Raw genomic sequence first — 26480 nt, forward strand, 5'->3', positions numbered from 1 at the left:
GACATGTCCCATGCGCCACTGCAGCAGTTCTATATCCCGGAAGAGCAGTCGATCTACCTGCTCAGCCACGACGACGCCCGCAAGCTCAAGGAGTGGGTGGCGCTGTGTCAGGCCCAGCTCGAGCAGCTGGGCTACCGGGACATCGAGCTGATCGGCAAGGGCGCGTATGGCTTCGTCTTCGCCGGGGTGACGGCCCTGGGCGATGAGTACGTGTTCAAGTTCACCCGGGTCAACCTGCCCCAGCACCTGCAGGACCGCCTCGAGGAGGAGGCGTTCATGCTGGAGCAGGTCGTCCACCCTCGGGTGCCGAAGCTGATCGCCTACCAGCGTGTGCGCCACCAGTCGATCCTGGTGATGCAGCGCGCCCCGGGCCTCAATCTCGAGGAGGTCTCGCTGCGCGAAGGGCGCCTGTCGCCGCGTCTGGTGGTGCGTATCGCCGACCAGCTGGCGGATATCCTGCGCGGGCTCAGGCGTGAGTCGGGCCCGGCGGGCAAGCCGGTGGTGCATGGCGACATCAAGCCCTCGAACCTGGTGTTCGATGCCGCCACCGAGAGCATCGCCCTGATCGACTGGGGCTCCTCGGTGTTCGCCCAGCTCGACGCCAACCAGCAGTTCGTGGCGGCCAACGTCATGGAGCTGATGTCGGACAACCTGCAGCAGACCAACGCCCGCCTGGGCGACGTCTATTTCATCGGCGAGGAGCAGTTGAACGGCGCCCTGTCGTCGCCGCGCTTCGACGAGCAGGGGGCCGCCGGCACCCTCTATGCCCTGGCCTCGGCGCAGTCCTGTCGCTTCGGCCACCGGGCCATTCCCGCGACCTCCCTGGGGTTGCCCATGGAGTTCGCCCGCATGCTCGATGGCTTGCTCGATCCGGACCCGCGGGTGCGCATGAAGGCCGGCGATCACTTCATCCGCGAGATGCCCAGGCTCGCGCGGCTGGTGATGCTCGACCTGCCCGAGCCACCGCCGACCGCGCTGGTCCCGGTGTGGGGGCGACCGGCCAGCCGCGAGATCGACACCGTGGTCTACAGCTCGCGCAAGGAGTTCCTGCGCGAGGAGGGTGGGCGCGAGACGCTCAACGACGTCAACGACGTCCAGCTCGATCGCTACTACAAGAACTTCATGCAGGGCATGGGCGAGACCGAGAAGGCCTTTCTCGCCGCGGTGAGTCGGCTGGGTCGCTACCCGGTGGTGGGTGGGCTGGCGGTGCGCTGGGAGGTCGACGGCGTCTATATCGACACCTCGCTCAACCTCCACGACCCGTCGCTCAAACCGGCCTTCGTCGCCGCGGTGAACAACATGGTGCACCTGGCGCGGGCGATCTACCGCCAGGGCATCTTCAAGAGCTGCCTGTTCAACGCCCGCGACACCCTGCACCTGGACCGCGAGGGGCCGGAGCGTCCCTTCGCGATCGAACCGGGGATGCGCCTGGCCTACGAGGTCAGCGCGGTACCCGAGCTCGAGGATCGCAGCCGGCTGCACAGTTACTTCGAGGACGGCCCCGATCCCGAGGAGTTTCTGGTGCTGCCCGAGGCGATCATCACCTCGCTGGAGGCGCTCAACGACATCCATCACACCGGCATGATCATCTTCGAGGCGCTACCCGAGCACCTCAAGATCCACAGCTATTACCGGCTGCTCGATCCCTCCCGGGAGGCGGAGTTCCGGCGCCGCCTCGAGGACATCCTCGCCGCGGTGGGCCTGATCGAGGGGCTCGGCGTGTCGGGCTTCATGAAGATGCCCTACAAGGACACCCGCTTCTTCCCCCATGTGGAGCATCAGCCGGAGCGCTTCTATCCCCGCGACCCCCGCGCGGTGCTGGCCGAGGCGGCGGCGGGCCCGGGCCGGGAGCCCTGAGTCACAGCGACGCAGCGGACCGAGCGGCCTGATCGTAGAGCCCGGACAGGGCGCGCAGCATCCCGGCCAGGCGGCTCATCTCCTCGCGCTCGATGCCCATGGAGGAGAGCGAGTCGATCAGGCAGGCCTCACGGATCTCGGCATAGCGGCCGCACGCCTCGCGGCCCTGGGCGGTGGTGCGGAAGAAGGTCTCCTTGCCCTGCTTCTCGCCGGTCACCAGGCCCAGGCGGCCGAGCTTCTTCAGCGCATAGGTGACCGTATGGGTGTCCTCCACGTTGAGCACCAGGCAGATGTCGGCCTGGCGCTTGGCGCGCTCGCGATGATTGACGCTGTGTAACACCAGCACGTCCAGCGAGCCGAGCTCGGGATAGCCGGTGGCGGTCATGCAGCGCACCATCCAGCGGTTGAAGGCGTGGCCGGCGATGATCAGGCCGAACTCGAACTCCGAGAGCTCCTGGGCACTGCGCGACAGGTGCTCCGAGGAGACGATGGGCCCGCGTGGCGTGTACTGGTTGGTCATCTGGGACTCCTTGCGCATCACCGGTTGCCCATGGCCTCCGGTAGCCAGGTGACGATGCCGGGGAAGAGGCTGATCAGCACCACGCCGAGCATCATCAGGAAGAAGAACGGCATGGCCGCCCAGGCGATGCTGAGGATGTTGCGCCCGGTCATGCCCTGCAGCACGAAGAGGTTGAAGCCCACCGGCGGGGTGATCTGCGACATCTCGACCACGATCACCAGGTAGATGCCGAACCAGATCAGGTCGATGCCGGCGGCTTCCACCATGGGCAGCATGATCGAGGTGGTCAGCACCACCACCGAGATACCGTCGAGGAAGCAGCCCAGCAGCACGAAGAACAGCGTGAGCGCCGCGAGCAGCATCCACGGCGAGAGCCCCAGGGTGGCGATCCAGGCCGCGAGTTCCCGTGGCAGGCCGGTGAAGCCCATGGCGGCGGTGAGGAAGCTCGCCCCGGCGAGGATGAAGGCGATCATGCAGGAGGTCCGCACCGCGCCGAGCAGGGCATCGCGGAATACCAGGCGGCCCATGGTGCCCTGGACCTTGGCCAGCAGCAGCGAGAGCACCACGCCCACGGCGGCAGCCTCGGTGGGCGAGGCCAGGCCGGTATAGATCGAGCCGATCACCCCGATGATCAGGCCCAGCATGGGAATCAGCCGGCGCGCCCGGCGCAACTTCTCGCTCAGCGGCAGGCCGGCTTCGGCGGGTGGCACGCGGTCGGGAAAGCGCCAGGCCCAGAGCATCAGGTAGGCGGCGAACAGCGAGATCAGCAGCAGGCCGGGCAAGATGCCGGCCACGAACAGGCGGGCGATGGACTGGTCGGTGGCCACCCCGAAGACGATCAGGATGATCGAGGGCGGGATCAGCAGCCCCAGCGTGGCCGAGCCGGCCAGGGTGCCGATGACCAGGCGTTCGTCATAGCCGCGGCGGGTGAGCTCGGGGATGGTCATCCTGCCCATGGTGGCGCAGGTCGCCGCCGAGGAGCCGGAAACCGCGGCGAACAGCCCGCAGCCCACCACATTGGTGTGCAACAGTCGCCCGGGGATGCGCTGCATCCAGGGCGACAGGCCGGTGAACATGTCGTCGGCGAGTTTCGAGCGGAAGAGGATCTCGCCCATCCAGATGAACATCGGCAGGGCGGTGAGCTCCCAGCTGTAGCTGGAGCCCCAGATGTTCGTGGCCATGACGTCGCCGGTGGGGATCGAGGTGAACTGGGAGAGGCCCAGCCAGCCGAGCCCGAGCAGCGAGAAGGCCACCCAGACACCGCTGCCGAGCAGCAGCAGCAGGACCGCGAAGAGGATCGTCATCATCAGGAGCATGGTCGGTCTCCGGGGCTCACTCGTGGCCGCTGTCGTCGATGGTGAAGGCGGATGGCCGGGTCACGGCGGCATGCAGCGTGGCGAGCCAGGTCTCGAGCAGCGCCAGGCAGAACAGCACCACGCCGGCGAGCATCGCCGTCTGGGGAATCCACAGCGGAATGCTCAGCAGGCCATAGGAGGTCTCGTTGAAGGCGATGCTGTCCTCGAGCAGCCAGTAGAGGTTCCAGGCGAGGTAGAGGCAGAGTGCCAGCGCCACGGTCAGGCAGAACGCCTCGAAGAAGACCCGGGCGGCGGGCGGGAGCCGGCCGATCAGCAGGGTCACGCGGATATGGCCGCCGTGGACGAAGGTGTAGGCCAGCCCGAGGAAGGTGGCGCCGACCAGCAGGAAACCTGAGATCTCCGAGAGGCCGGGAATCGCCAGGCCGATGCGATCGCCGCCCACCTGGGTGGCGAGGCGATCGATGATTCGCCCCAGGATCTGGGCGGTAATCAGCGCGCAGATCAGGCAGAGGCAGGCGGCGGCCAGGTAGCCGCCCAGGTCGTAGAGCGGACGGAGGCGATAACGCATGACGGATTACCCTGTGCGAGGGGCTGTAGAACACCCCGGTGGCGGGCACCGGGGCGGTCGGGACGGGTCAGGGACGCGCGGCCTCGTAGGCCTCGAGGATCGCGGCTCCCTGGTCACCGGCGCTCTCGGCCCACTCCTCGGTCATGGTCGCGCCGATCTCGGCGAGCGCCTCGGCGAGTTCGGGGGTCGGCTCGCTGACCTCGATGCCGTTCTCCTCCAGTACCGCGATGGCGTCGTCGGTCTCCTGGCGGCTCATTTCCCAGCCGCGCTCCTCGGCGGCCGCGGCGGCCTCGAGCACCGTCTCCCGGGTGGCCTCGTCGAGGCGGGAGAAGGCCTGCTCGCTGACGATCACCATGTTCTTGGGAATCCACAGCTGGGCATGGTTGAAGTGGCTCAGGTAGTCCCAGGCCTTGGTGTCGGCGCCGGTGGCCGGGGAGGTGACCATGGCATCGACGCGGCCGGTGCTGAAGGCGGTGGGAATGTCGGGGACCTCGACCTGGGTGGGTACGGCACCGACCAGCTGGGCCAACCGCTCGCTGGCGGTGTTGTAGGCGCGCATGTTGAGGTTGCGTAGGTCATCCGGCCCTGCCACGGCCTGCTGGGTGTAGATCCCCTGGGGCGGCCAGGGTACCGCGAAGAGGATGCGCAGCCCCTGCTGGGCGAGTTCCTCGGCGATGATCTCGCGGGAGGCCTCCCACAGCGCCCAGGCCTCCTCGTAGTTGGCGGCCAGGTAGGGCACCGAGTCGACCTCGTAGATCGGGTTCTCGTTGGCCAGCCTCGACATGATCAGCTCGCCGATGGGCACGATGCCGCGGCGCACCGAGTTCTTGATCTCGGCGTGCCCGATCAGCGAACCGTTGGCGTGCACGGTGATATCGAGCTCGCCGTCGGTACGTTCTCGCACGTCGTCGGCGAACTCGCGGATGTTCACGGTATGAAAGGTGCGGTCGCCGTAGGGCGTGGGCATGTCCCATTCGGTGGCGGCCTGGGCCGAGACGCTCAGGGTGGTCAGGCCGAGGCCCAGGGCGGCGGCCGAGGTCAGGCCGGCCAGCAGCGGTGTCCTGGCAGTCATGATGGAGTCTCCTTCAAGAGGTCTTGTTGTCGGCTGATGAGAGGCAATGCCCTCGCGGCACCGCCAGCTCGGGTCCATCCTGAGCATAGTGGCCTTTTCGTTCGGGCACGCATGCAGGGTGAACGTTACATCAACGTTTTCCATCCTAAATGTTTATGATGTATTGTCAAATTATCGACAAATCGTTTTTACAGATTCGGCCGACGCATGAATCATCGGGAGATCGCCATGCCACGACTGCTGCTCAACGCCGACATGGGAGAGAGCTTCGGCTCCTGGGTGATGGGACTCGACCACGAGGTGATGCCTCACGTGGATCTCGCCAACGTCGCCTGCGGCTTCCACGCCTCCGATCCGGACGTGATGCGCCGTACGGTTCGCCTGGCCAGGGAGCACGACGTCACCGTGGGGGCGCACCCGGCCTACCCGGACCTGGTCGGCTTCGGACGCCGCTCCCTGGCCTGCTCCGCCGACGAGATCGAGAACCTGGTGCTCTACCAGCTCGGGGCGCTGGCCGGCATCGCCCGGGCCGAGGGGCTCGAGGTGGGCTACGTCAAGCCCCACGGGGCGCTCTACAACGACATGGCCCGTGACCCCGGGATCCTCACGGCGGTGATGAGGGCGATACTTGCCTATGACGCCCGGCTGCCGCTGATGGCGATGGCCACCCGCGACACCACGGCGATGCGCGAGCTGGCCGAGCAGCATGGCGTGACGCTGTGGTTCGAGGCCTTCGCCGACCGTGCCTACGACGGCGAGGGGCGGCTGGTGTCGCGCCGCTTGCCGGCGGCGGTGCACCACGACCCGGCGGTGATCGTCGACCAGGCCCGGCGCATCGCTGCCGGGTCGCCGATCACGACCAGCGACGGCAGCGAGCTGGTGCTGGTGGCGGATACCCTCTGCGTGCATGGCGACAATCCCGAGTCGATCGCCGCGGTGAAGGCGATCCGCGAAGCCCTGGACCGGCTCGAGCAGGCGTCATGACCGGACGGGTCACCGCGGGGTTGCCTCGCCTCGAGGCCGCCGGCCTGGATGCCTGGATGGTGCGGCTGTTCGCGACCATCGACGAGGCCAACCTGCCCTGGCTCACCGCCCTGAGCCGGGACTGCGAGGCGGCCTTCGGCGAGGCGCTGGTCGATCTGGTGCCGTCTTACACCACGCTGCTGGTGGTCTTCGATCCGCTCCGGCTCGACCCCGAGCTGGCCCGCCGTCGCCTCGAGGCGGTGCTCGCCGGGCTCACCCCGGATGCCGACACCATGGACGGCGAGATCCGCGAACTCCCCACCTGGTACGACTCGAGCGTCGGACCGGAGCTTGGCCGGCTGGCCGAGCGCGCCGGCATGTCGGTAGCGGAGGTGATCGGCTGCCATAGCGAGCCGCTCTACCGGGTCTTCGCCCTGGGCTTCGCCCCCGGCTTCGCCTTCATGGGGCTGCTCGACGAGCGGCTCGAGTGTCCGCGGCTCGACACGCCGCGCCAGCGGGTGCCGCTGGGCAGCGTGGCGGTGGCGGGGCGGCAGACCGCGGCCTACCCGGCGGTCACGCCCGGCGGCTGGAACCTGATCGGCCGTACCTCGGCCCGGCTCTTCGACCGCGAGCGCGAGGGCTTCAGCCTGTTGCGCCTGGGGGACCGGGTGCGTTTCGTGCCCGTCGACCGGGCGACCTTCGAGGGCCAGGGGGGCGATACGACGCCGATGGGCGAGGAGGCCGGGCGATGAGTCAGCGAGCCGTTCCCGGCTTCCGCGTCAGGCGTAGTGGCCCCCTGGCGCTGCTGCAGGATGCCGGCCGCTTCGGCGTGCGTCACCTGGGGGTGACCCAGGGCGGGCCGGCCGACCTGCACGGCTGGGCCTGGGCCAACCGCCTGGCCGGCAACCCCTGGGGCACCACGGCGCTGGAGATCACCTTCGGGGGGATCGAGCTGGTCGCCGAGCGCGAGCTGACACTGGCGGTCGCCGGGGCAGACCTCGGGGCGACCCTCGACGGCGAAACGCTACCGGGCTGGCAGTCGGTGGCGATCCGTGAGGGGCAGGTCCTGACCTTCACGCAGCCGGTCAATGGCCTGCGCGCCTATCTGGCGGTGGCCGGTGGCTTCTCGGCCGAGCCGGTGCTGGGTAGTGTGGCCGGCGTGGTGCGCGAGGGCCTGGGGGGACATGATGGCCTGGGACACACGCTGGCCGAGGGCGACCTGCTGCGGGTCGGGGAGGGCGGCGGTCGAGGGGGTGACGTGCGGTCGGCACCGACGACCGAGCGCCCCGACTATCGGCAAGCCGCACGGCTGGCGCTGCTGCCCGGCGCGCAGATCGGCGACTTCACCGGCCGCAGCCTGTTCGATGCCTTCAATGCCGTCTGGCGAGTGGATGATCGCGCCGATCGCATGGGGGTACGCCTGACCGGTCCGCGTCTCCAGTGCCGCATCGAGTCGCTGATCTCCGAGGGCATCGGCCTGGGGGCGGTCCAGGTGCCGCCCGACGGCCAGCCCATCGTGCTGCTCAACGATCGCCAGACCATCGGCGGCTACCCGCGGCTGGGGGCGTTGACGCCACTGGCCGCCAGCCGCCTGGCCCAGTGCCTGCCGGGCCAGGAGGTTCGCCTGGCGCCGGTGGCCCGCGAACGCGCGCTGGCCGACTACCGGCGCTTTCGCGCCGTCTTCGCGTGAGTCGTGTGATGCGCGGGCTCAGGCACCGAGGCCGCTCTCGCGCAACAGCTGATCGATGGAGCGCTCGGGACGGGCAGTGCCGACGCTCTCCAGCAGCAGCTGCGTCTCGAGAGACGCCACGCCGTCGCTGACACAGCGCTCGATCAGTTCGGCCTTGCTCAGCCCGGTCTGCTGGCTGAGGCGTTCGAGGCGGGCCTCGAGATCACGGGAAAATCGCAGCAGGTGAGGCATGGGTCGTTCCTCCGGGGGCTGGCCTTCGGCAGGCGCCGCGTCTCGATGGCGCACCGGGTGTCGTTCTGAGTTTAACACCGCCGATTGCCTCGGCGTTGCCTGTGGAGCAGTTTCATACCCGGCGATGACGTGGGTATGACAATCGAGGTCGTTCGCGGACGAGTGGCGTCAACCGGCGGCTCAGGCCAGGCCTCGGCTGAGCATCACTTCGGTGATGATGGGGACGGGGGTCATCAGGTGCTCGCGCATCATCACGGTGGCGCGATCGGCGTCGCGGGCCAGGATGACATCCACCAGTGCTGCGTGTTCCTGGCGCTTGCGCTCCAGGGCCTCGTCGGAGAAGACCGTCTCGCGCAGCCAGAGATGCCGATAGCGCTCCACCTGGTTGAACAGGGTCTCGCGTACCTGCAGCAGATGGGGGGAATTGCAGCCGCCGACGATGGCGGTGTGAAAGTCCTTGTGGCGGGCATCCCAGATGTCCAGCAACTCGTCGGGACCGTTCACCTCCATCACCTTGGCCAGCGTATGGGCACGGCCAAGGATGGCGGCTTCCCAGGCGTCGTCGCCGCGTTCGATGGCCAGGCGCAGCATCATCGCCTCGAGCTGGGCGCGGGCGTCGTAGAGATCGGCGAGCTCGGCCAGCGACATCGGCGCCACCCGGTAGCCGCGCTGACTGATGGCGACCACCAGTCGCTCGGCCACCAGTTGCGAGAGGGCCTCCCGCAGGGGGCCGATGCCCAGGTCGTAGCGCTCCTTGAGTCGGCTCATCAGCAGCTTCTCGCCGGGCTGGAAGACGCCGCGGATGATGTCGCGCTTGAGCCAGTGATAGGCGCTGATGCCCAGGTTCTGTCGAGGGGTGATCTCCATGATGTCGCCATTCCTTGATTCGCTTGCCATGATACCCGATTGTCGGTACTAGCGATAATCGTGGCCACTTCCGCCAGATAATGGAAACTCGGCCGAATGATGGATATTCTGCTGGGGTGCCCTGACCGCGATCCGAACCTCGAGGTGTGCCGTGTTGGACTTCATCATCATCGGTGGCGGCATCCTCGGCATGTCCACCGCCATGCAGCTCGCCGAGGCCTACCCCGACCGTCGCCTGCTGCTGCTGGAAAAGGAGGAGGGGCCGGCGCGCCACCAGTCCGGCCACAACAGTGGCGTGATCCATGCCGGGGTCTACTATACGCCGGGCAGCCTCAAGGCTCGCTTTTGCCTCGAGGGCAATCGCGCCACCCGGGAGTTCTGCCAGGCCCATGGCATCGAGCACGACATCTGCGGCAAGTTGCTGGTGGCCACCAACGCCCTCGAGATGCAACGCATGGAGGCGCTCTGGGAGCGTACCGCCGCCAATGGCCTCGAGCGCGAGTGGCTCGACGCCGAGGCGCTTCGCGAGCGGGAGCCCAATATCAGCGGGCTGGGCGCCCTGCTGGTGCCGTCGAGCGGTATCGTCGACTACGCCCGGGTCACCGAGGCGATGGCGGATGAGTTCGAGCGCCGCGGCGGGCAGTTGCGCTACGGGCATCGGGTCACCGGCCTTGACGAACGCCACGGCGAAGTGGTGGTGCACACCTCCCAGGGGGAGTTCGGCGCCCGCTATCTGGTCACCTGCGCCGGGCTGATGGCCGACCGGGTGGTCCGCATGCTGGGCCGCAACCCCGGCTTCACCATCTGTCCCTTCCGCGGCGAGTACTACCGACTGCCCGCCAGCCGCGATCGCATCGTCAGCCACCTGATCTACCCGATTCCCGACCCGGCCATGCCGTTCCTCGGCGTGCACCTGACCCGCATGATCGACGGCGGCGTGACCGTCGGTCCCAATGCCGTGCTCGCGCTCAAGCGCGAGGGCTATCACAAGAACGATGTCTCGCTGACCGACATGGCACGGATGTTCAGCAACCCGGGCATTCTCAGGGCCCTCGGCGGGAGCCTGAGGCCGGGCCTCTCGGAACTGAAGAATTCGCTGTTCAAGCGGGGGTATCTGGAGCAGGTGCGCAAGTACTGCCCCAGCCTGACCCTTGAGGACCTCGGACCCTGGCCGGCCGGGGTGCGCGCCCAGGCGGTATCCCGCGGCGGCAAGCTCATCGACGACTTCCTGTTCGTCAACACCCGGCGTACCGTCAATGTCTGCAACGCGCCGTCGCCGGCGGCCACCTCGGCGATTCCCATCGGCGCGCATATCGTCGACAAGGTGAAGGAGCAGGTCCGGCTGTGAAGCGCCGCCGGGCCGTGGGGTGCCGGGTCAGCGCGGCATCCGGGCGGGCTCGAACTCCCGCCGGATTCGCTCGGCGACCTCGATCAGCCGCGGGCCGAGGTTCTCGACCAGGACCTCGTGCGTCAGCCTCAGTCGTGATCCCCCGCAGTTGATGGCCATGACCTCCGCCCCGCCTTCGAGTACCAGTGGCAGGGCCACGGCGCTGACCTCCTTCTGCCAGTCCCCCTCGGAGAGGCAGAAACCGTGGTGCTCGTACTCCGCCAGGCTCTTGTCGATGCCGGCCTCGATGCGTGGCCAGTCGTCGCGATGGGTCTCCCGCAACTCACCCAATACCTGCTGGCGACGCTCGGCGGAGATGCCGCAGAGCCAGGCGCGGCCGATGGCCGAGGTCGCCATGGGCAGTCGCGAGCCGACCTCGAGGCGCATGATCAGTGGACCGCTGCCGTGGCAGGTCTCCAGATACATCATCGAGGTCCGATCGGCGGTGCCCAGGCTGACGTTGCAGTCGGTGGCGTCGGCGAGCCGCTGCAGGTGCGGGCGGGCGATATCGCGAATGCCCATGTTGGCCAGGTAGCGATAGCCCAGGGCGAGCACCCCGGCCCCCAGGCGGTATTTCTCGAGATGCGGGTTGTGCTGCAGATAGCCCAGCAGCGTCAGGGTGTAGGTCAGCCGCGAGACCGTCGGCCGGGGAATGCCGGTACGCCGGGAGAGCTCGGCATTGCCGAGATATTCCTCGCCGGCGCCGAAGGCACGCAGCAGCTCCAGACCACGGCCCAGGGCCGTGACGAAGTTGCGATCCTTGCCGGGGCTGTCGGCGTCGTCATCGGAGACAGTTGGTTGCTTCATGCTGGGGTTCCTGAGCCGGATCACGAATTGCGGAATCTAGTATCGCATATCAGACGGTGTTTGCCTGCAGGTCGCCCTGACGCTGTCGATCAGCAGGTCGCGGTTGGCGTCGACGGCGTCGGTGAGCCAGATGCAGTGCGACTGATGCCTGACGCTCGTGTTGGCCAGGGGCAGGAAGACCACGTTCGAGAACATCGACCCAGCCAGCGCCCGGGGCACCAGGGCGACGCCCATGCCGTGGGCGATCAGGGCCACGATGGTCAGCCAGTGGGACACCTCGTGCTTGATGGAGGGTTCCTGGTCGGCGACATGAAACAGGCTGACGATGCGATCGTAGTAGTGGGGCGCCAGGCGGCGATTGAACATGACCAGCGGTTCGCCGGCCAGGTCGCGGATCTCCAGCGTCGCCCGCGAGGCCAGCGGATGGTTCTGGGGCAGGCAACACAGGAACTCCTCGTCGGCGATGGTCAAGGAGGACAGGCTCGGGGGGAGTGGCATCGAGTGGATGAAGCCGATATCCAGCCGGCCGGCTTCGATGGCCTCGACCTGGTCGGCGGAGTTGCGCTCCATCAACTGGATCTCGATGCCCGGATGCGACGCCTGCAGGGCCTTGAGGGCCGCCGGCAACCGGCGGAAGAGCATCGCCGGCGTGAAGCCGACCCGCACGAGGCCCGAGGCGCTGGTGGCGATGCGGCTGACCAGGGCTCGCGACTCCTCCAGGTGCTCCAGCAGGCGCCGCGCCTGGCGCTGGAAGGCGACGCCCGCCGTGGTCAGGGCGACATGCTTGCTGCTGCGCTCCAGCAGCTGGACGCCGAGCTCCTCTTCCAGCTGGCGCAGGCTGGCGCTGAGGGGCGGTTGGGAGATATGCAGTCGCCTGGCGGCGCGGCCGAAGTGCAGCTCGTCGGCCAGCACCAGGAAATAGCGCAACTGACGAAAGGTCAGAGCCATGGCATCTCCTTCCCATGATCGACGATGGTGAATGACCCTTGATGATAGCAAAAATACTATCAAAAGAGAGGAAAGCGGTATTGGTGTGGCGCCATTTGGCCTCCTAGCATGCGATAAAACAAATCGTGAGAGGAGAGAGCCGGTGCCTGACGCCATCCATCGCAATATCCCCGACAGCCGCGGCGGCAATGTCTACGACGGCGACCCCGAGTTTGCGCGACTGCTGGGCATCTATGCAGAGCCCACCCTGAGGTCGCACATCGAGCCGCAGTTCCGCGAACTCGGTGGCCTGGTCGGGGACGAGCTCGAGACCCTGGCCCTGGAGGCCGACAGGCACCCACCGGTTCTTCGGCTGCGCAGCCGCAACGGTGCCGATCTCCAGCGCATCGACAAGCACCCGTCCTACCGCCGGCTGGAACACTACGCCTATTCCCGCTTCGGTCTCGCGGCGATGTCCCACCGCGGTGGGGTGCTGGACTGGCCGGAGCCGCTGCCGCCCATCGTCAAGTACGGCCTGACCTACCTCTTCGTCCAGGCGGAGTTCGGACTCTGCTGTCCGCTGAGCATGACCGATGCCCTGACCCGCACCCTGCGCAAGTTCGGCTCGCCGGCGTTGATCGAACGCTACCTCGGCCGGCTCACTTCCCAGGACGTCACGCAGCAGTTTCAGGGGGCCATGTTCATGACCGAGCAGGATGCCGGCTCCGACGTGGGGGCGATCACCACCGAGGCCCGTCACGAGGGGGGCGTCTGGCGGCTGTATGGCGACAAGTGGTTCTGCTCCAATCCGGATGCGGCCCTGGCCATGGTGCTGGCGCGCCCGGCCGGCGGCGAGGCGGGCACCCGCGGCCTGACCCTCTTCCTGCTGCCGCGGCATCTGGAGGACGGCAGCCTGAACCGCTACCGCATCCTGCGCCTCAAGGACAAACTGGGCACCCGCTCGATGGCCAGCGGCGAGATCGTGCTGGAAGGGGCCGAGGCCCATGTGGTGGGCGAGCCGGGCAACGGTTTCAAGCAGATGACCGACATGATCAACATGTCGCGGTTGTCGAACGGGGTGCGCTCCGCCGGCCTGATGCGGCGTGCCGTGAACGAGGCGCTGTTCATCTCGCGCCATCGAGTCGCCTTCGGCCGCCAGTTGATCGATCTGCCGCTGATGCAGCGCCAACTGAGCAAGATGATGGTCAGTGCCGAGCAGGGGCGAAGCATGGTCTTTCATACTGCCGACTGCCTGCGCCGTGCCGATGGCGGCGACCCCGAGGCCGCCAAGCTGCTGCGCATCCTGACGCCCCTGATCAAGTTCCGCACCACCCGTGATGCCCGCCAGGTGGCCGGCGACGGCATGGAGGTGCGCGGCGGTTGCGGCTATATCGAGGAGTGGTCGGACGCCCGGGTGCTGCGGGATGCCCATCTGGGGTCGATCTGGGAAGGCACCAGCAACATCGTCGCCCTGGACGTCTTCCGTGCCATTCGTCGCGAGCGGACCCTGCCGGTGTTGCGGGACTACCTGCAGCGGTTGCTGGACGATGCCGCCCTTACCGAGCGGGAGTGTGCCATCTTCACGACCCTGCTGGCGAAGGGCGTGGCCGCCGCCGAGCGGGTGGCCGACTCGCCGGACAACGAGGCCGAGGGGCGGCGCATCGCCAGCAGCCTCTATCACCTGGTGTCGGCGGTCTTCCTGGCCTGGGAGGCGGCAAGGCTGGGCGACGACTGCCGGCGCCTGGCCCTGGCCAAGCTGGTGCTCCAGCACAGGCTGCTGCCCCGGGATCCTCTCGAGCCTGCCGCGGTGGACGCCGAGGCCGTGGCCGACCTGCTGGCGGAGACCCCGATGGATCGCCGGGGACTGGCCCGGCTGGTCGATGACCAGGCCCTGGCTCGTCGGGCCGGTCTCGTCGAGGGGGGGCTGGCATGAGCTGCTCCGACGCCGCGCTGAGCGGCATCCGGGTGATCGACCTCAGCCGTGTGCTGGGTGGCCCCTACTGCACCCAGCTGCTCGGCGACCATGGCGCCGACGTCATCAAGATCGAGCCCCCTTCGGGTGACGAGACCCGGGGCTGGGGGCCTCCCTTCGCCGCAGACGCCGCCTCCTACTTCCATGGCCTCAACCGCAGCAAGCGAGGCATGGCGCTGGACCTTCGCCAGGCCGCGGGCAGGGAACTGCTGTTGCAACTGCTGGAAGGAACCGATGTGCTGGTGGAGAACTTCAAGCCGGGCACCCTGGAGAAGTGGGGCCTGGGCTACGAGGTCCTCGAGGCGCGCTTCCCGGGGCTGATCCACTGCCGGATCAGTGGCTTCGGCGCCGACGGGCCCCTGGGTGGGCTGCCCGGCTATGACGCCGTGATCCAGGCCATGGCCGGGCTGATGAGCGTCAATGGCGAGGCCGGGGGGGACCCCCTGCGGATCGGCCTGCCGGTGGTGGATATCGTCACCGGGCTCAATGCGGTGATCGGCATCAGTCTGGCGCTGCATGAACGCCAGCGCAGCGGCCGGGGGCAGTTCGTCGAGGCGGCGCTGTTCGACTCGGGACTCTCGCTGATGCACCCGCACTTTCCCAATGTCTTCCATGGCGGGCCGGCGCCCAGGCGTACCGGCAACGCCCATCCCAATATCGCGCCCTACGAGGTGTATCGCACCGCCACCCAGCCGCTGTTCCTGGCGGTGGGCAACAACGGCCAGTTCGCCAGGCTGTGCGAGACGATCGGGTGTCCGGAACTGACGGCTGATCCGCGCTTCATCGATAACGGGACGCGGCTGGCCAATCGCGAGGCGCTGCGCGATGCCCTCGAGTCGGCCATGGCGACGGAGGAGGGCGAGGCCCTGGCGGAGCGCCTCATTCGCGTCGGGGTGCCCTGCGGCCCGGTGCTCGAGACCCGGGAGGTCCTGGCCCATCCGCATACCGCCCACCGCGAGATGATCGTCGAGATCGGCGCCTACCGGGGCACCGGCTCGCCGGTCAAGCTGGGCCGCACGCCCTCCCGGTATCGTCGCCCGCCACCGCGCTTCGGTGAACACACCGAGGAGATCCTCGCCGCCCTCGGCCTCTCGCCGACACGCGTCGCCGACCTGAGGGGGCAGGGAGTCATACCCGCATCCCGCGCCTGACGGCGCGATACCCGAGCCTCGATGGCCAATCCTTCAATAACAAGCAGAGAGAGCATGCCATGCAACGCAAGACACTCACCGCCGGCCTGATCGCCGCTGCCCTGATCACCGTGGGCGGTACCGCTCACGCCGACGGGCTGCCCGATACCATGACCTGGACGGCCTACGACGTCGGCTCCCAGGGCCACTCCGAGGCCTCGGCCATCGCCGACGCCTTCGGCCGCGCCCATGACAGCCGCATCCGCATCCAGCCGGCCGGTTCGGCGATCGGCCGCTTGCAGCCCCTGCTCAGCGGTCGCGCCGACTATGCCTACCTGGCCACCGAGTCCTTCTTCGCCACGGAAGGCCTCCATGACTTCGCCGAACGGCGCTGGGGCCCCCAGGACCTGCGCGCCGTGGCCGGTCGCCCCTCCACCTTCGGCGTGCCCACCGCCGCCGACGCCGGCATTCGCACCCTGGAAGACCTGCGTGGCAAGCGGGTCGCCTATGTCGCCGGCAATCCTTCGGTCAACGTCAAGTGCGATGCGATCCTCGCCTTCGGTGGGTTGACTCGCGATGACGTGGAGGCAGTGATGTTTCCGGCCCATGCGGCGGCCATGAGTTCACTGGCAGAGAATCGCGCCGACGCGACCTGCACCACCACCACCGCCAGCCAGCTCTACGAGCTGGCGGAGTCCGCCCGCGGCATCCATTGGGTCGATATCCCGGCGGACGACGAGGAGGGCTGGCGGCGCATGAACCGGGTCGCCCCGGTGTTCCAGCCCTTCAGGGAGACGATTGGGGCGGGGCTCTCCGAGGCGTCACCGGCCAACATGCTGGCCTATCGCTATCCGATCATCGTCTCCCTGGCCGACAGGAGCGACGATGAGGTGTATGAGTTCGTCAAGGCGCTGGACGAGACCTACGACCTCTACAAGGACGCCACCTCGGCGATCCATCGCTGGGCCATCGACGATGCCGGAGTGCCGCCGATCGATATTCCCTTCCACGCCGGGGCAATCCGCTACCTGGAAGAGCAGGGCATCTGGAACGAGGAGATGCAGGCCTGGAACGAGGCACGCCTGGCCAGGCTGGAGGCCCTGAGCGAGGCCTGGTCGCAGGCCCGGGAGGAGGGCGGCGACCTCGACGACGAAGCCTTCGCCGCACTGTGGGACGAGCGTCGCCAGGCGGTGCTCGCCGAGCTTCAGTGATGCCATGGCCGGGGCCTCGCCGCCCCGGCCTCTCCTCTGCAAGGGGCCTGACCATGAGCGATATCAATAACCAGCGGCTCAGCGGCTTTCCCCGGGGGGTGGTGATGACCCTGGGCCTCATCGGCCTGCTGCTGGCCATCAACCAGACCTTCGCCCTGAAGCTGCTCGGCTTCTACCCCCTGGGCAATGCCTTCCTCTACTACCTGATCGGCATCTTCCTCGCCGTGGCGCTGCTCTGCTTCCCCGCCCGTGCCGCCGATGCCCGTCGACTGCCCTGGTACGACTGGCTATTGGCGATCGCCGCCCTGGGGTGCGCCATCTACCTGGGCATCAATGGCCTGCGCATGACCCAGGAAGGGTGGGAGTACTTCGCCCCCCTCGAAGCCACCCTCGTCGCCTCGCTGACGCTGCTGCTGGTGCTGGAGGGGGTCAGGCGCTGCGGCGGCTGGGCGATCTTCGCCGTGGCCCTGGTGTTCGGCCTCTATCCCCTCTATGCCGGCCAGATGCCGGGCTTCCTGTGGAGCAACCCCTTCGCCCTAGACGAGACGATCCGCGCCCATGTGATGGGGGCCGAGAGCATCATCGGCGTGCCCATGCAGGTGGTGGCCAACCTGATCATCGGCTTCGTGGTCTTCGGCATCGCCCTGACCGTTACCGGCGGCGGCGAGTTCTTCATGAACTTCGCCACCGCCCTGATGGGCCGGAGTCGCGGCGGACCGGCCAAGGTGGCGGTGATCTCGAGTGCCTTCATGGGCAGCCTCTCGGGGAGTGCGGTCTCCAATATCCTGACCACCGGGACGATCACCATTCCCGCCATGAAGCGGAGCGGCTACTCCGCCGAGTACGCCGCCGCCGTCGAGGCCTGCTCTTCCACCGGGGGTACCCTGATGCCGCCGGTAATGGGCGCCGTGGCCTTCATCATGGCCTCCTTCCTGGGAGTGAGCTACGCCACGGTGATGGTGGCGGCGCTGCTGCCGGCGATCCTCTTCTACCTGGCGCTGCTGCTGCAGGTGGACAATCATGCGGCCCGCCAGGGCCTGAAGGGCATGCGACCCGAGGAGATTCCCCGGCTGTTCGATACCCTGAAGTCCGGCTGGCCCTACCTGCTGAGCCTCGCGGTGCTGATCCATATGCTGCTGGTGATGCGCCTGGAGAGCCATGCCCCCTACTACGCGACCCTGGTGCTGCTGGCGATCTCGCTGTTCCGCCGCCGACAGCGGTTGAGCGTCGGCAAGGGGCTGGAGTTCATGTACCGACTCGCCCACAACATCGGCAATCTGGTGGCGGTACTGGCCGGCATCGGCCTGGTGGTCGGTGGCCTGTCGTCTACCGGGGTGGCCGGCTCCTTCTCCCGCGAGCTGCTGCTGTATGCCGATGGCAGCATCCCCCTGATGCTGGCGGCGGGGGCGGTGACCAGCTTCGTGCTGGGCATGGGCATGACCGTCAGTGCCTGCTACATCTTCCTGTCGATCCTGCTCGCACCGGCCCTGGTGGGCGCGGGGCTCGACCCCCTGGGCAGCCACCTGTTCATCCTCTACTGGGGCATGCTCTCCTATATCACCCCGCCGGTGGCCCTGGCGGCGATCACCGCCGCGGGGGTGGCGGGTGCCGGCAACACCCGCACCAGCCTCCACGCGGTGCGCCTGGGCGGGGTGCTGTTCGTGCTGCCCTTCCTGTTCGTGCTCAACCCCGCCTTGATCCTGCAGGGGCCCCTCGACCGGGTGCTGCTGTCGTCGCTCACCGCCGTCACCGCCATCTGGCTGGTGGCCTCGGCCATGGAGGGCTACCTGTATCGGGTCGGCAGCATCGGTCGCCTGACCCGTGTCATCCTGCTGCTGCCCGCGGGCCTGCTGATCTACCCCGAGTGGCGCAGCGACATGGCCGGGCTGGCGCTGCTGGGCCTCTGCTACCTGGTCCACCACGGTGCCTGGCGCCGGCCGGCCGCGGCCCGTCCCCGCGATCGGCTCGCGGGTCAGGTCGAAGGTCGCTGATGGCGTCGCCGGAAGCGGAAAGTGCCGGCAGGTAACAAAGCCGCCGCCCCGTGAGGGGCGGCGGCTTTGTTCGGCTCTTCCGGTGGCGAGATGCCCGGTCGGTTCGTCGCTGGGATCAGCCGTCCAGTCGCTCGAGGATGGCGGCGATGCCCTGGCCGACGCCGATGCACATGGTCACCAGGGCGAAGCGCCCACCGCCGGCCTCCAGCTGGCGCAGCGCGGTCAGCGCCAGGCGCGCCCCGGAGGCGCCCAGGGGGTGACCGATGGCGATGGCGCCGCCGTTGGCATTCAGGCGCGAGTCGTCGGCGGACAGGCCGAGCCCCTCGAGGCAGCCCAACACCTGCACCGCGAAGGCCTCGTTGATCTCGATCACATCCATCTGCTCCAGCGTCAGCCCGGCCCGCGCCAGCGCCTTCTGCGAGGCGGGCACCGGTCCCAGGCCCATGACCCGCGGCGCCACCCCGGCCACGGCCCCGGCCAGGATCCGTGCCCGCGGCCGGACCCCGGCACGCTCGCCGGCGGCGCGGCTGCCGACGATCAGGGCGGCGGCGCCGTCGTTGAGGCCCGAGGCGTTGCCGGCGGTGACCACGCCGTCCTCGAACAGCGGGTTCAGCCGGCCGAGCCTGTCTGCATCGGTGCCGGGCCGCGGGTGTTCGTCCCTGTCGACCAGCAGCGGAGGCAGCTTGCGCCCCTGGGGCACCTCGATGCCGAGGATCTCGCCAGCGTAGAAGTCGCCGGCCAGGGCCTCGCCGTAGCGGGCCTGGGAGCGGGCCGCGAAGGCGTCGCTGGCCTCCCGGCCGATGCCCAGGTCACTGGCGATATTGTCGGCGGTCTCCGGCATGCTGTGGCTGCCGAACTCCTTGCCGATCCAGGGATTGGGGAAGCGCGAGCCGATCACGGTGTCATACAGCGGCTGGTTGCGGGCGAAGGGGGAGTCGGCCTTGCCCAGCACATAGGGCGCCCGCGACATCGACTCCACCCCGCCGGCCAGGAACAGCTCGCCCTCGCCCAGGCGAGTGGCGCGGGCGGCGTCGATCACCGCGGCCAGGCCGCTGCCGCACAGGCGATTGACGGTCTGTCCGGCGACCTCGACGGGCAGGCCGGCCAGCAGGGCGCCGTGGCGGGCCACGTTGCGCGAATCCTCGCCGGCCTGGTTGGTGCAGCCGGCCAGCACCTCCTCATAGTCGCCGGGGGGGAAGCCGTTGCGCTCGACCAGGGCCCTCAGGGTCCGGCCCAGCAGGTCATCGGGACGCACACCGGCGAGGCTGCCACCGTGGCGGCCGAAGGGGGTACGAATGCCGTCGTAGATATAGGCGTCTTGCATGGGGCGCTCCTGTCAGGTCGGTTCGGTGGTGGCCAGCGGCAGGCCCAGGGCGGCGCGGCGGCGCAGCCAGGGGCTGGGGCGGTAGCGGGGATCGCGGGTGGCGGCGAAGAGGTTGTCGAGGATCGTGAGGATCCGCCGGCTACCGAAGTGGTCGCCCATGGCCAGCGGGCCACGGGGATAGCCCAGCCCCAGCTCCACGGCGCGGTCGAGGGTATCCGGTGTGGCCACGCCCTGCTGGGCGATCTCGGCGCCCACGTTGACGATGCTGGCGACCACGCGCTGGAGCACGAAGCCGTTGCTGTCATGAAGCGGGCTCACCGGCGTGCCGTCATGGCCGAGCAGGGCCCAGGCGGCATCGCGGTAGCGGACCTCGGTGGCCGGGGTGGTCATCAGGCTGCGGCGTCTGTCGAGGCCGGCCAGCATGTCGACGGCCACGCAGCGGCGGGCCTCGAGACCCTGGCGCAGGGCGACCTGGGTGGCGTCCTCGCCCAGCGGGGTGAGCAGGCACAACGACTCGGCACCGGGCCGCTCGCCACGGTCCAGCGACCAGCCGGCGGCGGCGACGAGCGCCGAGAGCGCCTGGACGGCCTCGGGGTCTTCGGGGCTGATCCACACCGGGACAGGGCTGGCCGCTGGCAGGGGTGGTTCGTCCTCGACGACGGCCTTGCCCTCCTCGTAGCGATAGAAGCCCTCGCCGCTCTTGCGGCCCAGCAGGCCGGCGGCGAGGCGCGACCGGGTCAGCGGCGACGGCCGGAAACGTGCCTCTTCGTAGTACTGGTGATAGATCGACTCCATCACCGCGTGGGAGACATCGAGACCGGTCAGGTCGAGCAGGGAGAAGGGGCCCATGCGAAACCCGCCCTGGTCGACCAGGATGCGGTCGATGGTGGCGTGATCGGTGACGCTCTCGCCGAGAATCCTCAGGGCCTCGGTGCCGAAGGCTCGCCCGGCATGGTTGACCAGGAAGCCCGGGGTATCGGTGGCGCGCGCGGTGAAATGGCCCATGGCCTGTCCCAGCGCCTCGATGCGCCCGACGACGTCGGCCGAGGTCCGCAGGCCGGGAATCACCTCGACGATCTTCATCAGCGGGACGGGATTGAAGAAGTGGAAGCCGATCACCCGTTGCGGCACCCGGCAGGCGGAGGCGATGGCTGTCACCGGCAGCGACGAGGTGTTGGTGGCGAGCACGGCGTCGTCGCTCAGGATCGCTTCCAGACGAGCGAAGAGGTCCTGCTTGGCCTCGAGGTTCTCGACGATGGCCTCCACCACGACGTCGCAGCCCGCCAGGTCCGCCAGATCGGCGGCCTCGTGCAGTCGGGCCCGGTAGCGCGCCAGGTCGTCCTCGCTCAGGCGCCCCTTCGCCACCCCGCGTGACCAGACGCCGGCGATGAAGTCCCGGGCCTCATCCACCGCGCCCGTGCGGGCATCATGCAGGCTGACCTCGAGGCCGGCCTGGGCGGCCAGTTGGGCGATGCCACGGCCCATGGCGCCGGTGCCGACGAGGCCGAGGCGACGGAAGGGCGTGGCCGGAGTGGCCTCCGGGAGGGCGTCTGTCGACATGGCAAGCTTCTCCTCACGATTGGGGATGGGGACAGTAGGGTGTTTGCGTTCCGCAAAGCAAAACTTGATTTCGTTTATTGACTGCCATCCTAGGCTATGCAAAAGTGCCTGGCAATAGATGCGAACGTCAATTCCATGATGCAGAACCGGTGCTCCTGACGTTGCCGACTCCCTGGGACCCGCCTGCCACTTCACCCGTGAGGACACGCCATGATTCGCGATCCGGAACTCCTGAATCAGCTTCTCGATACCATTTCACGTTTCGTGAGTGAACGCCTGATTCCCAACGAGGCGCGCCTGGCCGATGAGGACGCCGTGCCTCCCGAGCTGCTCCAGGAAATGCAGGAGATGGGCCTGTTCGGCCTGTCGATACCGGAAGAGTACGGCGGCCTCGGGCTGACCATGGAGGAGGAGGCGCTGGTGGCGATGGCGATCGGCAAGACCTCGCCGGCGTTCCGCTCGATCTTCGGTACCAACAACGGCATCGGTGCCCAGGGTATCCTCATCGACGGCAAGCCGGAGCAGAAGGCTCGCTACGTGCCACGCCTGGCGACCGGCGAGCTCCTCAGCGCCTTCTGCCTGACCGAGCCCGATTCCGGCTCCGATGCCGCCAGCCTGCGCACCACGGCCGTGCGCGACGGCGATCACTATGTGCTCAACGGCACCAAGCGCTTCATCACCAACGGCCCCGAGGCGGACCTGTTCACCGTGATGGCGCGCACCGACCCGGCCGACAAGGGCGCCGGGGGGATCTCGGCCTTCATCGTCGAGGGCGACACCCCCGGGCTCCAGCGCGGGCCGGCCGACAGGAAGATGGGGCAGAAGGGGGCCCATACCTGCGACATCATCTTCGACGACTGTCGGGTGCCGGCGGAGAACATCATCGGCGGCCTGGAGGGGCAGGGCTTCAAGACCGCCATGAAGGTGCTCGACCGGGGCCGACTGCATATCTCCGCGGTCTGTGTCGGCGTCGCCGAGCGACTGGTGGAGGAGTCGCTGAGCTACGCCATGGAGCGCCGGCAGTTCGGCGTGCCGCTGGCCAGCCACCAGCTGATCCAGGCGATGCTGGCCGACAGCAAGACCGAAGCCTACGCCGGGCGTACCATGGTGCTCGATGCGGCGCGCCGCAAGGACGCCGGCGAGGATGTCTCGACCCTGGCGTCGTGCGCCAAGCTGTTCTGCGCCGAGATGGTCGGCCGGGTGGCCGACCGGGCGGTGCAGATCCATGGTGGCTCGGGCTATATGGCGGAGTACGCCGTCGAGCGCTTCTACCGCGACGTGCGGCTGTTCCGCATCTACGAGGGCACCACCCAGATCCAGCAACTGGTGATCGCCCGCAACATGGTACGGGAGGCGTCCTGATGGCCCAGTCCGTGACACGCCAGGCACCGGACGAGCGCATCTTCGGGCGCCTGGCAAGCGACTTGGTGGCGGAGCTGCCCGAGCGGTTGAGCACCCGGGTGCTCGACAACGCCCGGCGCATTCCCGACCGCGAGGCACTGGTCGATGGCGAGGTGCGCTGGTGCTACGCCGAGCTGGGCCGCGAGATCCGCGAGGCCCGGGCGTGGCTGGCCTCGCTGGGCATTCGCCCGGGCGACCGCCTGATGACCGTCGGCGAGAACAGCCGTGCCCTGGTGGTGCTGCTGCTGGCGGCCAGCGAGCTCGATGCCTGGGTCGCCATCGTCAACTCGCGGCTGTCGGCCAGGGAGATCGACCTGATCCGCGACGACTGCCAGCCGCGGCGGGTCTTCTATACCAGCGAGGCGTCGCCCGACGCCGAGGCCCACGGTCGCCGTCACGGCGCCGAAGCGCTGGCCCATCCCGGCCTGGGGGCGCTGCGGGTGGGGGCGCTGGCCGACAGCGAGCCGGAACCGGTCGAGGGCAGTGGCGTCGAGCAGGTCGCGGCGATGATCTACACCTCGGGTACCACCGGCACCCCCAAGGGCGTCATGCTGACCCACCGCGGCATTCTCTATATCGCCTCGATCTCCGGCGGCATGCGTCACCTCGGCGAGGGGCAGCGCGTCTACGGCGTGTTGCCGATGTCCCACGTCTTCGGTCTCTCCTCGGTGTGCCTGGGATCCCTCTACAACGGCGCCTGCCTCTACACGGTGCCGCGCTTCGAGGCCTCGGCGATGCTCGAGGCCCTGGCCGGGGAGCGCATCACCGTGCTGCAGGGGGTGCCGGCGATGTACGCGCGGACCCTGGAGTTCCTGCGCCGGCAGGGCCGGAAGCTCGAGGCCCCGGCGCTGATCTACATCTCCGCGGGGGGCTCGCCCCTGGACGGGGATACCAAGCGGCGGGTGGAGGCGGTCTTCGGCCTGACCCTGCACAACGGCTACGGGCTGACCGAGGCCAGCCCGACCATCAGCCAGACCCGCATCGACGACCGCCATGCCAGCAATACCGTGGGTCGCGTGCTGCCGCTGCTGGAGTATCGCCTCGAGCCGCTGGGTGCGAGCGGCGATGCCGCCGACGACGGCGACGAGGTAGGCGAGCTCTGGGTGCGCGGCCCCAACGTGATGAAGGGCTACTTCCGCCAGCCCGAGGCCACCCGGGCCTGCCTCACCGACGACGGCTGGCTCAATACCGGCGACATTGCGCGCTTCGACGAAGACGACCAGCTCTATATCGTGGGGCGCAGCAAGGAGCTGATCATCCGCTCCGGGTTCAATATCTACCCGCCCGACGTGGAGGCGGTGATCAACGAGCACCCCGACGTGACGCTGTCGGCCGTGGTGGGGCGTCAGGTGGCGGGCAACGAGGAGGTGGTGGCCTTCGTGCAGGGCGAGCCCGGGGCGCACCTGGAGGAGGCGGCGCTCGGGGCGTTCATTGCCGAGCGGCTGGCGCCCTACAAGCGGCCCACCCGGATCGTGCTGATGGATAGCCTGCCCGCGACGGCCAGCGGCAAGATCCTCAAGGGACGGCTCCGTGACATGGCGCAAGGGAAGGATCTGTCATGAGTGATTCCCTGCCGTTGTCATGGCGGATGGTGGGTTTCCAGGACTTTCTGGGAATTCGCGTCGTCGACTGGGAGCCGGATCGGGTGACGCTCGAGCTGGTGGTGGAGGCGCATCACCTCAACCGCAGCGGGATCGTGCATGGCGGCGTCCTCAGCACCCTGCTGGATGTGGCCATGAGCTTTTCGGGCTTGCACTGCGAGGCTACGGATCAGCTGCGCAAGGCGATGACCCTGTCGCTGACCACCACCTTCGTGGGGCCGGCGCGCCAGGGGGTGCTCCGTGCCACCGGAATGCGGCGCGGGGGAGGTCGCAGGACCTTCATGGCCAGCGGCGAAGTGGTCGATGGCGATGGCCGGCTGGTTGCCCTGGGCGAGGGCTCGTTTCGCCGCCGTGGCGGCAGCGAGTCGCCGGAGGGCGTGGCCGAGTGACCGCCGACCGGCTGCGGGCATCGCTGCTGCTGGCCGTCACGCTGGCCACCCTGGTGCATCTGGTGGTGGACAACGCCCTGGCGCAGGGTCTTGGTATCGTGGCCCTGGGGACCTACCTGCTGACCCTGCGGGGCTGGTTGTCGGCCATGGCGCGAGGGTTGCTCTGGGTCGCCGCCGGACTGACGCTGGTCGCCCTGTGGCGGCATTCGGCACCCGGCCCGCTGCTGTTCGAGGCGGCGGGGCGTTTCGCCTTCTTCGCCACCTTCGTGGTGGCGCTGGGCCTGTTGCGGCTGCCCGCCTACCGCTCGCGACTGGTGCGCCGCTGCGGGCAGAGCATGCTGCTGCAGCCGCCGGGTCGGCGCTATCCGATCCTGTCGCTGGGCTCGGCGCTGTTCGGCATCATTCTCAATATCGGGGTGCTCAACCTCTTTGCCGCGATGATCGAGAAGAGCAACACCCTCGGCGCCGCCCAGGGGCGTGCCTGGGTGCAGCGTGCTCGCCGCCGGCGGATGATGCTGGCCCTGTTGCGGGGCTTTTCCCTGGCACCGCTGATCTCGCCCATGGGCATCGGCGTGGCCGTGGTGCTCTCCAGCATGCCCGGGGTGGCGTGGCGCGAGCTGGCGCCCTATGTGCTGGGCGCGGCGGTGCTGATCTTCCTGGTCGGCTGGCTGGTCGACCGGCTCACCGGCCCCCATCCTCCCGTAGCCGGTTCCGGTCGCGAGGCGCCTTCCCTGTTGCCGCTGGGCCGGTTCGCGCTGCTGCTGGCGGGCATCGTGACGCTGGTGTTCTGCCTCGCCTGGTGGCTCGAGGTGCGCCTGCCGATCGCCGCTCTGCTCGGGGCACCGCTGGGCGCCTTCGGGTGGCTGGCCTGGCAGCGGCGTCGTCTCGGTGGCCTGGGACTGGTCGCCGCGGGGCGCAGCCTGCACCGCCAGCTGCCCTGGCTGCTGGCGCCGACCCGCAACGAGATCGTGGTACTGGGGGCGGCGGGCTACCTGGGGCACCTCTGCGTGGGCCTGGTGGACACGGCGAGCCTGGCCGCGGCGTTGACCTTCCTCGACACCCTGGGGGCCTGGAATGCGGTGCTGGCCATGCTGCTGGTCATGGTGCTGGCGCAGGTCGGCATCAATCCCATCGTCACCGTCACCCTGCTGGCCGGTATCCTGCCGGCCCTGGCCATCGAGGGACTGGCGCCACCGCTGATCGGTGCCTCGCTGATGGTCGGCTGGGCGCTGGCGCTGATGTCCTCGCCGATGACGGCCTCCATGCTGATCCTGTCACGCTTCACCGGCGTGCCCTCGACCCGAATCGGCTATCGCTGGAATGGCGCCTTCCTGTGCACGGCCATCCCGCTGCTGGCCGGCTGGTTCCTGCTGGCACGCTTCGGTAGCTGAGGCGTCGGGCTTGACCCCGGCGGCAGGGCTTCGTATCGTCTATGGAAAATAATGAAATACAATTTCGACAAGCGGAATAACTTGAAGCGAACCATGGGAGAACAGCCATGAAGATCCTCGTCGCGGTCAAACGCGTCATCGACTACAACGTCAAGATCCGGGTCAAGTCGGACCATTCCGACGTCGACCTCACCAACGTCAAGATGGCCCTGAACCCCTTCTGCGAGATCGCCGTGGAAGAGGCGGTGCGCCTCAAGGAGCGCGGGGTGGCCAGCGAGGTCGTCGCCGTCACCATCGGCCCCAGG

Annotated in this window: 24 protein-coding genes; 14 read left to right on the plus strand and 10 right to left on the minus strand. The window is 68.6% G+C overall.

The window, feature by feature from the left end; all coding sequences use genetic code 11:
- Positions 1-3: 3 nt before the first annotated feature.
- Positions 4-1857, plus strand: a complete 1854-nt coding sequence (locus QLQ85_RS00235) for a protein kinase domain-containing protein (RefSeq protein ID WP_282737179.1) — start codon at positions 4-6, stop codon at positions 1855-1857.
- A 1-nt stretch (position 1858) separates the two neighbouring features.
- Here the strand turns inward: QLQ85_RS00235 and QLQ85_RS00240 are convergent, their stop codons facing one another.
- The 4 genes from QLQ85_RS00240 to QLQ85_RS00255 form a co-directional block, all read right to left on the minus strand.
- Positions 1859-2377 carry a winged helix DNA-binding protein gene (locus QLQ85_RS00240; protein WP_282737180.1) on the minus strand — a complete coding sequence of 173 codons (519 nt, stop codon included), beginning with the start codon at positions 2375-2377 and terminating at the stop codon, positions 1859-1861.
- A 17-nt stretch (positions 2378-2394) separates the two neighbouring features.
- Positions 2395-3693: a TRAP transporter large permease gene (locus QLQ85_RS00245; protein ID WP_282737181.1), complete on the minus strand. Its 1299-nt coding sequence runs from the start codon at positions 3691-3693 to the stop codon at positions 2395-2397.
- A gap of 16 nt (positions 3694-3709) precedes the next feature.
- Positions 3710-4261: a TRAP transporter small permease gene (locus QLQ85_RS00250; protein WP_282737182.1), complete on the minus strand. Its 552-nt coding sequence runs from the start codon at positions 4259-4261 to the stop codon at positions 3710-3712.
- A gap of 67 nt (positions 4262-4328) precedes the next feature.
- Positions 4329-5333, minus strand: a complete 1005-nt coding sequence (locus QLQ85_RS00255; RefSeq protein WP_282737183.1) for a TRAP transporter substrate-binding protein — start codon at positions 5331-5333, stop codon at positions 4329-4331.
- Between the two features lie 228 nt (positions 5334-5561).
- Here QLQ85_RS00255 and QLQ85_RS00260 point away from each other — a divergent pair, with 228 nt between their 5' ends.
- From QLQ85_RS00260 to QLQ85_RS00270, 3 genes are read left to right on the plus strand one after another with little or no spacing between them, the layout of a single operon-like run.
- The gene (locus tag QLQ85_RS00260; protein ID WP_282737184.1) at positions 5562-6317 is read left to right on the plus strand and encodes a 5-oxoprolinase subunit PxpA; all 756 of its coding nucleotides are present in this window, start codon (positions 5562-5564) and stop codon (positions 6315-6317) included.
- Positions 6314-7048 (plus strand): 5-oxoprolinase subunit PxpB, encoded by a 735-nt coding sequence (gene pxpB / locus QLQ85_RS00265; protein ID WP_282737185.1) that lies wholly within the window; start codon positions 6314-6316, stop codon positions 7046-7048. Before QLQ85_RS00260 ends, pxpB begins: the two co-directional genes overlap by 4 nt.
- The gene (locus QLQ85_RS00270; protein ID WP_282737186.1) at positions 7045-7986 is read left to right on the plus strand and encodes a 5-oxoprolinase subunit C family protein; all 942 of its coding nucleotides are present in this window, start codon (positions 7045-7047) and stop codon (positions 7984-7986) included. Before pxpB ends, QLQ85_RS00270 begins: the two co-directional genes overlap by 4 nt.
- Positions 7987-8004: 18 nt before the next feature.
- On the opposite strand, the gene QLQ85_RS00275 is transcribed toward QLQ85_RS00270, so the two are convergent.
- The gene (locus QLQ85_RS00275; protein ID WP_282737187.1) at positions 8005-8217 is read right to left on the minus strand and encodes a hypothetical protein; all 213 of its coding nucleotides are present in this window, start codon (positions 8215-8217) and stop codon (positions 8005-8007) included.
- A gap of 180 nt (positions 8218-8397) precedes the next feature.
- Positions 8398-9084: a DNA-binding transcriptional regulator CsiR gene (csiR, locus tag QLQ85_RS00280; RefSeq protein ID WP_282737188.1), complete on the minus strand. Its 687-nt coding sequence runs from the start codon at positions 9082-9084 to the stop codon at positions 8398-8400.
- A 151-nt stretch (positions 9085-9235) separates the two neighbouring features.
- Between csiR and lhgO the strand changes: the two genes are divergently transcribed.
- Entirely contained in the window at positions 9236-10432 is a 1197-nt protein-coding gene (gene lhgO, locus QLQ85_RS00285; RefSeq protein WP_282737189.1) for an L-2-hydroxyglutarate oxidase, read from the plus strand.
- Positions 10433-10459: 27 nt separating this feature from the next.
- Here the strand turns inward: lhgO and QLQ85_RS00290 are convergent, their stop codons facing one another.
- Positions 10460-11278, minus strand: coding sequence for an IclR family transcriptional regulator (locus tag QLQ85_RS00290; RefSeq protein ID WP_282737190.1), 819 nt, complete (start codon positions 11276-11278; stop codon positions 10460-10462).
- Positions 11279-11314: 36 nt separating this feature from the next.
- Positions 11315-12226 carry a LysR family transcriptional regulator gene (locus tag QLQ85_RS00295; protein WP_282737191.1) on the minus strand — a complete coding sequence of 304 codons (912 nt, stop codon included), beginning with the start codon at positions 12224-12226 and terminating at the stop codon, positions 11315-11317.
- 142 nt (positions 12227-12368) lie between these two features.
- Between QLQ85_RS00295 and QLQ85_RS00300 the strand changes: the two genes are divergently transcribed.
- From QLQ85_RS00300 to QLQ85_RS00315, 4 genes are read left to right on the plus strand one after another with little or no spacing between them, the layout of a single operon-like run.
- A complete protein-coding gene (locus QLQ85_RS00300; protein ID WP_282737192.1) occupies positions 12369-14138 on the plus strand; it encodes an acyl-CoA dehydrogenase family protein in 1770 nt (589 codons plus the stop codon).
- Complete coding sequence (locus QLQ85_RS00305) at positions 14135-15328, plus strand: CaiB/BaiF CoA transferase family protein (RefSeq protein ID WP_282737193.1); 1194 nt, start codon at positions 14135-14137, stop codon at positions 15326-15328. The genes QLQ85_RS00300 and QLQ85_RS00305 overlap by 4 nt, the downstream gene beginning before the upstream one ends.
- A gap of 59 nt (positions 15329-15387) precedes the next feature.
- Positions 15388-16518, plus strand: coding sequence for a TAXI family TRAP transporter solute-binding subunit (locus QLQ85_RS00310; protein WP_282737194.1), 1131 nt, complete (start codon positions 15388-15390; stop codon positions 16516-16518).
- 53 nt (positions 16519-16571) lie between these two features.
- Positions 16572-18509, plus strand: coding sequence for a TRAP transporter permease (locus tag QLQ85_RS00315; protein ID WP_282737195.1), 1938 nt, complete (start codon positions 16572-16574; stop codon positions 18507-18509).
- 115 nt (positions 18510-18624) lie between these two features.
- On the opposite strand, the gene QLQ85_RS00320 is transcribed toward QLQ85_RS00315, so the two are convergent.
- Both QLQ85_RS00320 and QLQ85_RS00325 read right to left on the minus strand, forming a co-directional pair.
- A complete protein-coding gene (locus tag QLQ85_RS00320; protein WP_282737196.1) occupies positions 18625-19833 on the minus strand; it encodes a 3-oxoadipyl-CoA thiolase in 1209 nt (402 codons plus the stop codon).
- 12 nt (positions 19834-19845) lie between these two features.
- Positions 19846-21393: a 3-hydroxyacyl-CoA dehydrogenase gene (locus tag QLQ85_RS00325; RefSeq protein WP_282737197.1), complete on the minus strand. Its 1548-nt coding sequence runs from the start codon at positions 21391-21393 to the stop codon at positions 19846-19848.
- A gap of 210 nt (positions 21394-21603) precedes the next feature.
- Between QLQ85_RS00325 and QLQ85_RS00330 the strand changes: the two genes are divergently transcribed.
- The 5 genes from QLQ85_RS00330 to QLQ85_RS00350 form a co-directional block, all read left to right on the plus strand.
- Positions 21604-22755, plus strand: coding sequence for an acyl-CoA dehydrogenase family protein (locus QLQ85_RS00330; RefSeq protein WP_282737198.1), 1152 nt, complete (start codon positions 21604-21606; stop codon positions 22753-22755).
- Entirely contained in the window at positions 22755-24356 is a 1602-nt protein-coding gene (locus tag QLQ85_RS00335; RefSeq protein ID WP_282737199.1) for a class I adenylate-forming enzyme family protein, read from the plus strand. The genes QLQ85_RS00330 and QLQ85_RS00335 overlap by 1 nt, the downstream gene beginning before the upstream one ends.
- Positions 24353-24784 carry a PaaI family thioesterase gene (locus QLQ85_RS00340; RefSeq protein WP_282721899.1) on the plus strand — a complete coding sequence of 144 codons (432 nt, stop codon included), beginning with the start codon at positions 24353-24355 and terminating at the stop codon, positions 24782-24784. Before QLQ85_RS00335 ends, QLQ85_RS00340 begins: the two co-directional genes overlap by 4 nt.
- Positions 24781-26175, plus strand: a complete 1395-nt coding sequence (locus tag QLQ85_RS00345; RefSeq protein WP_282737200.1) for a hypothetical protein — start codon at positions 24781-24783, stop codon at positions 26173-26175. Before QLQ85_RS00340 ends, QLQ85_RS00345 begins: the two co-directional genes overlap by 4 nt.
- A gap of 107 nt (positions 26176-26282) precedes the next feature.
- Positions 26283-26480: electron transfer flavoprotein subunit beta/FixA family protein (locus QLQ85_RS00350; RefSeq protein ID WP_407650318.1), on the plus strand; the 198-nt coding region annotated here is incomplete at its 3' end.

This window comes from Halomonas kalidii, from assembly GCF_030010475.1.
In the GTDB taxonomy this organism is placed as follows: Bacteria; Pseudomonadota; Gammaproteobacteria; order Pseudomonadales; family Halomonadaceae; genus Halomonas; species Halomonas heilongjiangensis.